The organism is Flavobacterium sp. Leaf82 (assembly GCF_001422725.1).
In the GTDB taxonomy this organism is placed as follows: Bacteria; Bacteroidota; Bacteroidia; order Flavobacteriales; family Flavobacteriaceae; genus Flavobacterium.
Genome location: NZ_LMMA01000007.1, coordinates 93,508 through 100,829 on the forward strand (window position 1 = coordinate 93,508; position 7,322 = coordinate 100,829).

At 37.4% G+C, this 7,322-nt stretch carries 4 protein-coding genes; 2 read left to right on the forward strand and 2 right to left on the reverse strand.

What is annotated here, in order from left to right; all coding sequences use genetic code 11:
* Window positions 1-44 precede the first annotated feature (44 nt).
* Both ASF10_RS07545 and ASF10_RS07550 read right to left on the reverse strand, forming a co-directional pair.
* Entirely contained in the window at window positions 45-1,979 is a 1,935-nt protein-coding gene (locus ASF10_RS07545; protein WP_056247293.1) for an amino acid permease, read from the reverse strand.
* Window positions 1,980-2,479: 500 nt separating this feature from the next.
* Complete coding sequence (locus ASF10_RS07550; RefSeq protein WP_056247294.1) at window positions 2,480-5,386, reverse strand: FAD-binding and (Fe-S)-binding domain-containing protein; 2,907 nt, start codon at window positions 5,384-5,386, stop codon at window positions 2,480-2,482.
* Window positions 5,387-5,585: 199 nt separating this feature from the next.
* Between ASF10_RS07550 and ASF10_RS07555 the strand changes: the two genes are divergently transcribed.
* Entirely contained in the window at window positions 5,586-6,395 is an 810-nt protein-coding gene (locus ASF10_RS07555; RefSeq protein ID WP_056247296.1) for a mechanosensitive ion channel family protein, read from the forward strand.
* A 637-nt stretch (window positions 6,396-7,032) separates the two neighbouring features.
* Entirely contained in the window at window positions 7,033-7,278 is a 246-nt protein-coding gene (locus tag ASF10_RS07560; RefSeq protein WP_056247298.1) for a hypothetical protein, read from the forward strand.
* The last annotated feature ends 44 nt before the right edge of the window (window positions 7,279-7,322 follow it).

Below are 7,322 nucleotides of genomic sequence, written 5' to 3' on the forward strand. Positions count from 1 at the left end.
TTTCAAAACGGCTTTTCATTTATAATTCACAATTAATAATTAACCTACTCTTCTGCAGGGAAATTCAGTTTACTGTTTTTTCTACTGTATGTAAAGTAAATAAACAAACCAATCAATAACCAAATCGTAAAGTAAATCCAGTTCCAAACGCTAAGTTCTGCCATCATGTAAAGGCAGCAGATTAAACCTAAAAGCGGAATCAAAGAAAGATTTTTTCTAAAAGCCCAAACGGCTAATCCAACTAAAACGAAAAGGAAAATCCACATTGGGATTTTGTGTTTGAACAGACTAAAACCTGATTCGTATTTTAATGAATCGTCGATTGGTAATCCTTTTACAACCTCAGCATATTTTGCATCGTCGTCTTGGTATTGACTTAATAAATGGTCTAAATCTCCAGTTTCGGCAGTTTTATTTTGAACATCGATACTTTCTAAATAATTAAAAACTTTAGTAGATTGTTCTTTATCCAGAGATGTAATTATAGTTGTTGCATCATTGGTTTGCGCATCGTTATTAATAAAAGCCATTGTAGCTTTATTGTTGAATGCAAAAGCATAATACAATCCTGCAATCATTAAAACTGGCAATATAAATTTTGAATTGATATAAGGCGTTTTGAATTTTCCTCTTGGAATTTCAGGCTTGTTTTGTAAAACCAAAACTCCTGCACAAACCAACACAAAGGCAAATAAAGTACCAATACTACATAAATCTGTTACCATTGTCAGGTTCAGAAACAACGCTGGAACTGCCACTACAAAACCGGTTACAATTGTTGCAAATGATGGTGTTTTGAATTTTGGATGTACTGTAGAAAACTTCTTTGGCAATAAACCATCACGGCTCATACTCATCCAGATACGAGGTTGCCCCATCTGGAAAACCAAAAGAACGCTCGCCATTGCCACTACAGCACTTACGGCAATAATTCCCGACATCCATTTAAGGTTTAATTTATCGAAAACAAACGCAAGAGGATCTCCAACATTTAATTCGTTATAACGCACCATTCCGGTTAAAACCAAGGCAATGGCAATGTATAAAATAGTACAAATGATAATCGCCCACATCATACCTCGTGGTAAATCACGTTGCGGATTTTTACATTCCTCAGCAGTTGTTGAGATTGCATCGAAACCAATATAAGCAAAGAAAACAGCCGAAACTCCTTTTAAAACTCCGCTAACTCCATTTGGTGCAAACGGATCCCAATTGGCAGTATCTACATAAAATACACCAACGGCGATTACTAAAAGTACAATACAAAGTTTTACAATAACCATTAAGTTACTAGCATTACGAGATTCTTTCATCCCTCTGTAAACCAAAGCCGTAATTAAAACAATGATGAATAATGCCGGTAAATCTGCCACGAAATGGAAAGATCCAATTGTTGGCGCTGTTGTCCAGGCAGTATAAGCAGCTTGCAGAGAAGCACTTAAATTTTCGAATGATTTTCCGCCCTGCATTAAAGCTGTGGCATCTTTAAATCCGTTTGAAGCGGTTAGATAATCCATCTGAATCCATTGCGGGAGATGAATTCCGCCACTCTGGAGCAGACCTGTAAAGTAATCACTCCACGATATGGCGACTGTTATATTTCCAACGGCATATTCCATGATTAAAGCCCAACCAATTATCCAGGCAATTAATTCGCCAAAAGCTACATATGAGTACGTATAAGCACTTCCTGAAACCGGAACCATAGATGCAAATTCGGCGTAAGCAAATGCTGCAAAACTACAGGCTAATGCTGTAAATAAAAACAAGAAGATAACTGCTGGACCACCGTCAGCACTGGCTTTCCCGATAGTACTAAAAATTCCTGCACCTACAATAGCAGCAATCCCAAAGGCTGTTAAATCTTTGGTCGTTAAATGTTTTCCTAATGCATTATGACCATCTGCTTCGTTTTTTGCAACTTGCTTCAGAATATCTTGTACCGTTTTTTTTCGGAATAAACCTGATAATGCCATATGTGGTTTTGCTTTTAAAATTAATTTATTTCGGTCTTTGTGGTTTTATTTTGCAAATAATGCAAAAATTATCCTGATTTCAAATATATAAAACGATTTTGTTTTATCTGCATATTTTTTGCCCACGGATTTTAACTGGTAAAACAGGTTAGCGCAGATTTTTTTGCCACGAATTTCACAAATTAACACGAATTATTTTTTGCCACTGATTAAAATGATTAAGACAGATTATTTTAATATTTATTAATTAAATCTGCAGAATCTGCGAGAACAAAAAATATTTTAATCCTTTATCTGTAGCTAAAATTTTTCACGCAGGTTTATTTTTTTCGCCACGAATTTCACAAATTAGCACGAATTCTTTTTTTGACACTGATTAAAATGATTAACACTGATTATAATATTTATCAATTAAATCTGCTCAATCTGCACGAAACAAAAAAAATCCGCGTTTATCCGCGTTTTCACGAAGTGAATCCGTGTCATCCGTGCGCCATATCTCAACGCAAACAATTCCTTAATATACTTACCGGATGTTGCGCTTCTCTGCTCGTTCCGTCATAAATTTGATGGCGGCAGCTTGTTCCTGCGGCGGCAATTTTTACGTTTTGGGCAGTTGCACGCACTTTTGGGAATAAGGTATCTTCGCCCATTTGCATACTTACCTGATAATGCTCTTTTTCGTAGCCAAAAGACCCTGCCATTCCGCAACAACCAGAGTTGTAAATCGTCACCGTATTATTGGTTGGTAAATTTAGCATTGTGAAAGTTGCTTCAACAGAACTCAATGATTTTTGATGGCAATGTCCGTGAATCTTGATTTCTTTCTTTTCTTGAGAGAAAGATTCCGGTTTTATTTTTCCGTCGATGATTTCTTTTTTAAAGAATTCTTCGATCGTGAAAGCACTTTGCGCTACTTTTTCAGCCGCTTCTTTATCATCTGCCAAACGCAAATATTCGTCTCTAAAAGTTAATATTGCCGAAGGCTCAATCCCAATTAATGGCGCTTTCGCGGAAATTAAATCCTTGAAAATATTTATGTTGATATTCGCAATCTTTTTCGCTTCTTCCAGAAATCCTTTCGATAAATAAGTTCTTCCACTTTCTTCATGATTAACAACCAGAACTTCGTAACCTAATTGGGTCAATAATTCAAAAGCATCGATTCCGATATTCACATCATAATAATTCGTGAATTCGTCATTAAACAAATACACTTGTCCGTTTGGGAAATCGTTTTGTTTTGGTTTATGATTCTCATACCATTTTTTGAATGTTCGTTTTGCCAAAAGCGGAACTTGCCTTTCTGCCGCAATTCCCATGCTTTTTTTAACGAGCGATTGATTCGAAATAAAGTTGGTAATCGACGGAAACAAACTTCCCATTTTGTTGAGTTTTGCATTGTGTGCAAAAATCTTATTTCGGGTCGAGAAACCGTTTGCTTTTTGATATTGGTATAAAAATTCTGCTTTAAGCGTTGCAACATCCACATTACTCGGACATTCGCTGGCGCAGGCTTTACAGCTCACACACAACTCAAAAACTTCGTATAATTCTTTCTGGTCAAATTTATTTTCTTTCTCAGAATATGTCAAATATTCACGCAATGCATTGGCTCTCGCACGCGTTGTTTCTTTTTCGTTTTTTGTGGCACGATAACTCGGACACATTGCTCCTCCTGCCGATGGTAATTTTCTACAATCGCCGGATCCGTTGCATTTTTCGGCAGCACGCAAAATTCCTAAACTGTCTGAGAAATCCTGAAATGTTTTAATATCCGGTTCTACCCTGCCTGAAATTACACGATGGTTTTCATCCATCCTTAAAGCATTTACAATCTTGCCAATATTCAAAACCGAATTCGGGTCAAACGCTAATTTGATTCTTTTCAGTAATTCATAATTTGTTTCGCCAATCATAAACGGAATAAATTCTCCGCGCACAATTCCGTCGCCATGTTCACCACTTAACGAACCTCTATATTTCTTCACTAAAATAGCAACATCGGTCGCAATGGTTCTGAATAATTTTAAGTCAGATGTTTTCTTCAAATTCAAAACCGGACGCAAGTGCAGTTCTCCCGCTCCGGCATGTGCGTAATAAATTGCGCCTTGTCCGTGTCGCAGCATCATTGCCGAAAATTCTGCAATATAAGCCGGCAAATCGCTCAATTCTACCGCTGTATCTTCTATAGAATCCGCAGCTTTATCATCGCCTACAATACTTCCCAGAAGCCCAAGACCGGCTTTTCTAAGTTCGTTTACTTTCTCGATATCGGCACCGTAAATTTTTACCAGTGCGTAACCAAAGTTATTTTTCTCCAAATCTGCCACTAAAGCGTTCGCTTGATTTTCGGCATCTTGTGCATCGTGCGAAGCCACTTCGAACATCATAATCGCTTTCGGTTCTCCAACCAGAAAGAATCTATTTTTTATGTGTTCACGGCTCGTTTTTGTACAATCTAAAATCGTATCGTCGATCATTTCGCAAGTATACAAATGATGTTTCATTGCTATTACCACAGATTCCAGCGATTCCTGAATGCTATGATAATGCGCCACAACCATAATATTATTAGCCGGCGGTAAATCATCAACTTTTAAGGTGATTTCGGTTGTAAATGCCAGCGTTCCTTCACTTCCGCAAAGTAATTTACCAATATTAATTGTAGGTTCAGTTCCGCCAAATAAATCCGATTTTAATAAAATATCAACCGCATAACCCGTATTTCGTCTGTGAATTTCCGGTTTTGGAAACTCTTTTATGATTTCGTCCTGCGTTGCTTTTACCGAAAGTTCGTCGTAAAGACTTTTATATATTTTATTTTCTAAAGTATCACCTTTGGTTTTCTCAATAAATTCTGCCGAAGTCAGTTCGTTAAAAACCACTTGAGAACCATCGCTCAAAATTCCTTTGATTTCTACAATTTTATCGCGCGTAACGCCGTAACGAATCGAAGTAGTTCCAGAGGAATTATTACCCACCATTCCGCCAATCATGCAACGGTTTGTAGTCGAAGTATTAGGACCAAAAAATACATTGTGAGGTTTCAGGAATAAATTCAGTTCGTCGCGAATCACGCCGGGTTGTACCGTAACTGTTTTTTTAACAGGGTCGAAATCCAGGATTTTAGTAAAGTTTTTCGAAACATCGACCACAATTCCGTCACCAACAGTTTGTCCGGCAAGAGAAGTTCCGGCAGTTCTTGGCGTAATCGAAAGATGATGCTGCGCCGCAAACCTGATTATTTTACTAATATCCTCGATCGTTTTAGGCACGGCAACGGCTTTGGGTTTTATTCGATATACCGAAGCATCTGTCGAATAAAGTGTTTTATGAAGTTCGTCGTATAAAAGTGTGCCTTCGAGCGTGCCGGCGAATTGCTCTAACTGAGATTGGGTCAACATGTAAATGGTGCGTTTAAAAAAATATTCCCTCAAAAACTGAGACAACAAATATAAAAATATAGCATCGTAAAATGGTACAAATTGGGATTTTATGCAATCACTTCCGTCATATTTTATAAAATTAAAGCCTAATTCTGTAAAACTTTCAAATTGCAAAATCACTAATTTTAAAATTTTACATTTTACGCCTTTTATAATTATGGAAAATTTTCTGCAAGACGTCTTCAAACACGTAGAAACTTATTATTACAGCATTGTCGATCTTACCCCAAAATTTATTCTCGCCGTCGCCGTTATTCTCGTTTCGTGGTTTATTGCAACCCGCGTTGGGATTTTTGCCGGAAACCGACTCAAAGTTAGAATGCACGACAGGCTTCTGGCTACTTTTATTGCGCGACTCATAAAATCAGTCCTTATTATTATTGGCGTTTTGATCATGTTCAAGATCATAGGTCTTGACGGAATCGCACAAAGTATGCTTGCCGGTGCCGGAATCTCGGCTTTTGTAATTGGTTTTGCACTTAAGGATATTGGCGAAAATTTTCTTGCCGGAATTCTGCTCGCTTTCAAACGTCCATTTTCTATTGGCGATATTATCGAAAGCAATGGCGTAAAAGGCGAAGTCATTAACCTCAACCTGCGTGATACCGAAGTCAAAAGCGACTCGAAAATCATTTATATCCCAAACGCACTTTTAATAAAAAATACGCTGATTAATTACAACAGCGCCGGATTTCTACTCCAGACTTTTACCGTAGGACTCGAATTTGGTTCTGATTATAACCGTGCCATCGAACTCGTAAAAGAAGTTCTGGAACGCAACGACGACGTAACCGACAAAGAACATAACGATTCCGCAATAATTACAGATGTTACAGCCGGTGTTGCGCAACTCAACATTCGCTATTGGGTCGAAACCGGAACCACAAACAATAAAGCCGAAAACCGCTCTAAAATTATCTCTGAAGTTCTAAATACTTTAAAAGAAAATGAATTTGTCCTGAAATAGGTTTTTAAAAAGGGACAAAGGTTTAAAGTGGCAGAGGGACAGAGGTTTCTCTTCTACACAATTGTCATCCTGAGCGATCCCGAGACTTAAGGAGAAGGATTAGAAGCTATTTCCTGCTATGCTTTCCAATCTTTTCCTTGCTAAAGAAGCAAGAAAAAGGATTTCCACTTCTATCAGGGCTAGGACATTCGGTTTCATTAGATGAAGTTGGTGAAATTTAGACAAGAAAATCCCTCAATCTTGTCATTTCGACCGAAGGGAGAAATCGCACAAGAAATTCAGCAAACATAATCGATAATCTTTGGGGTTACAAGTGTGATTTCTCCCTTCGGTCGAAATGACAAACTGCCTAAAGTCTGGCTAAGTTTATCTTTTCTCAAAATAACGCTTTATATTTACCACACAGAGATATTTACTGTGTTTGTAGCTCGTTTATTAAGCGATAATAAATATATTATTTTTCTTACTTTTTATTATTGCTTTACCTATATTTGACTATTCTTAAACTACGATCTTAAGAACAAAATAGGACTTCCCTTGTATTATGTGGACGGTATCGGAAACGACCCGTGAACGCTGTCGTAGGCGTAAGAACCACTAAAATACAAGGGTTTTATATTCTTTAAACTACGATATTATGAGTACAAACACCCTTTCAAAAGAAGCCCAAACGAGGCTAACAGATTTTTTCAACAACACAATTGAGCCAGAAAGTATGGCAAAAGCATTAAGACAAGTAAATTATATTCTCGCTTTAGGAGTTATTCGAGAAGATGAAACGCTTCAACAAGAAATTATCAAATTAGAAAACAGCTTTTATTGGCTCAATGTGCAAATTCCGGTTATATTGATCACCCCATTCCGTTTTAAAGTGAGCACCTGATTCCAGTTCAAAATGACCACCTAATTCCGGTGCAAAGTGAGCAC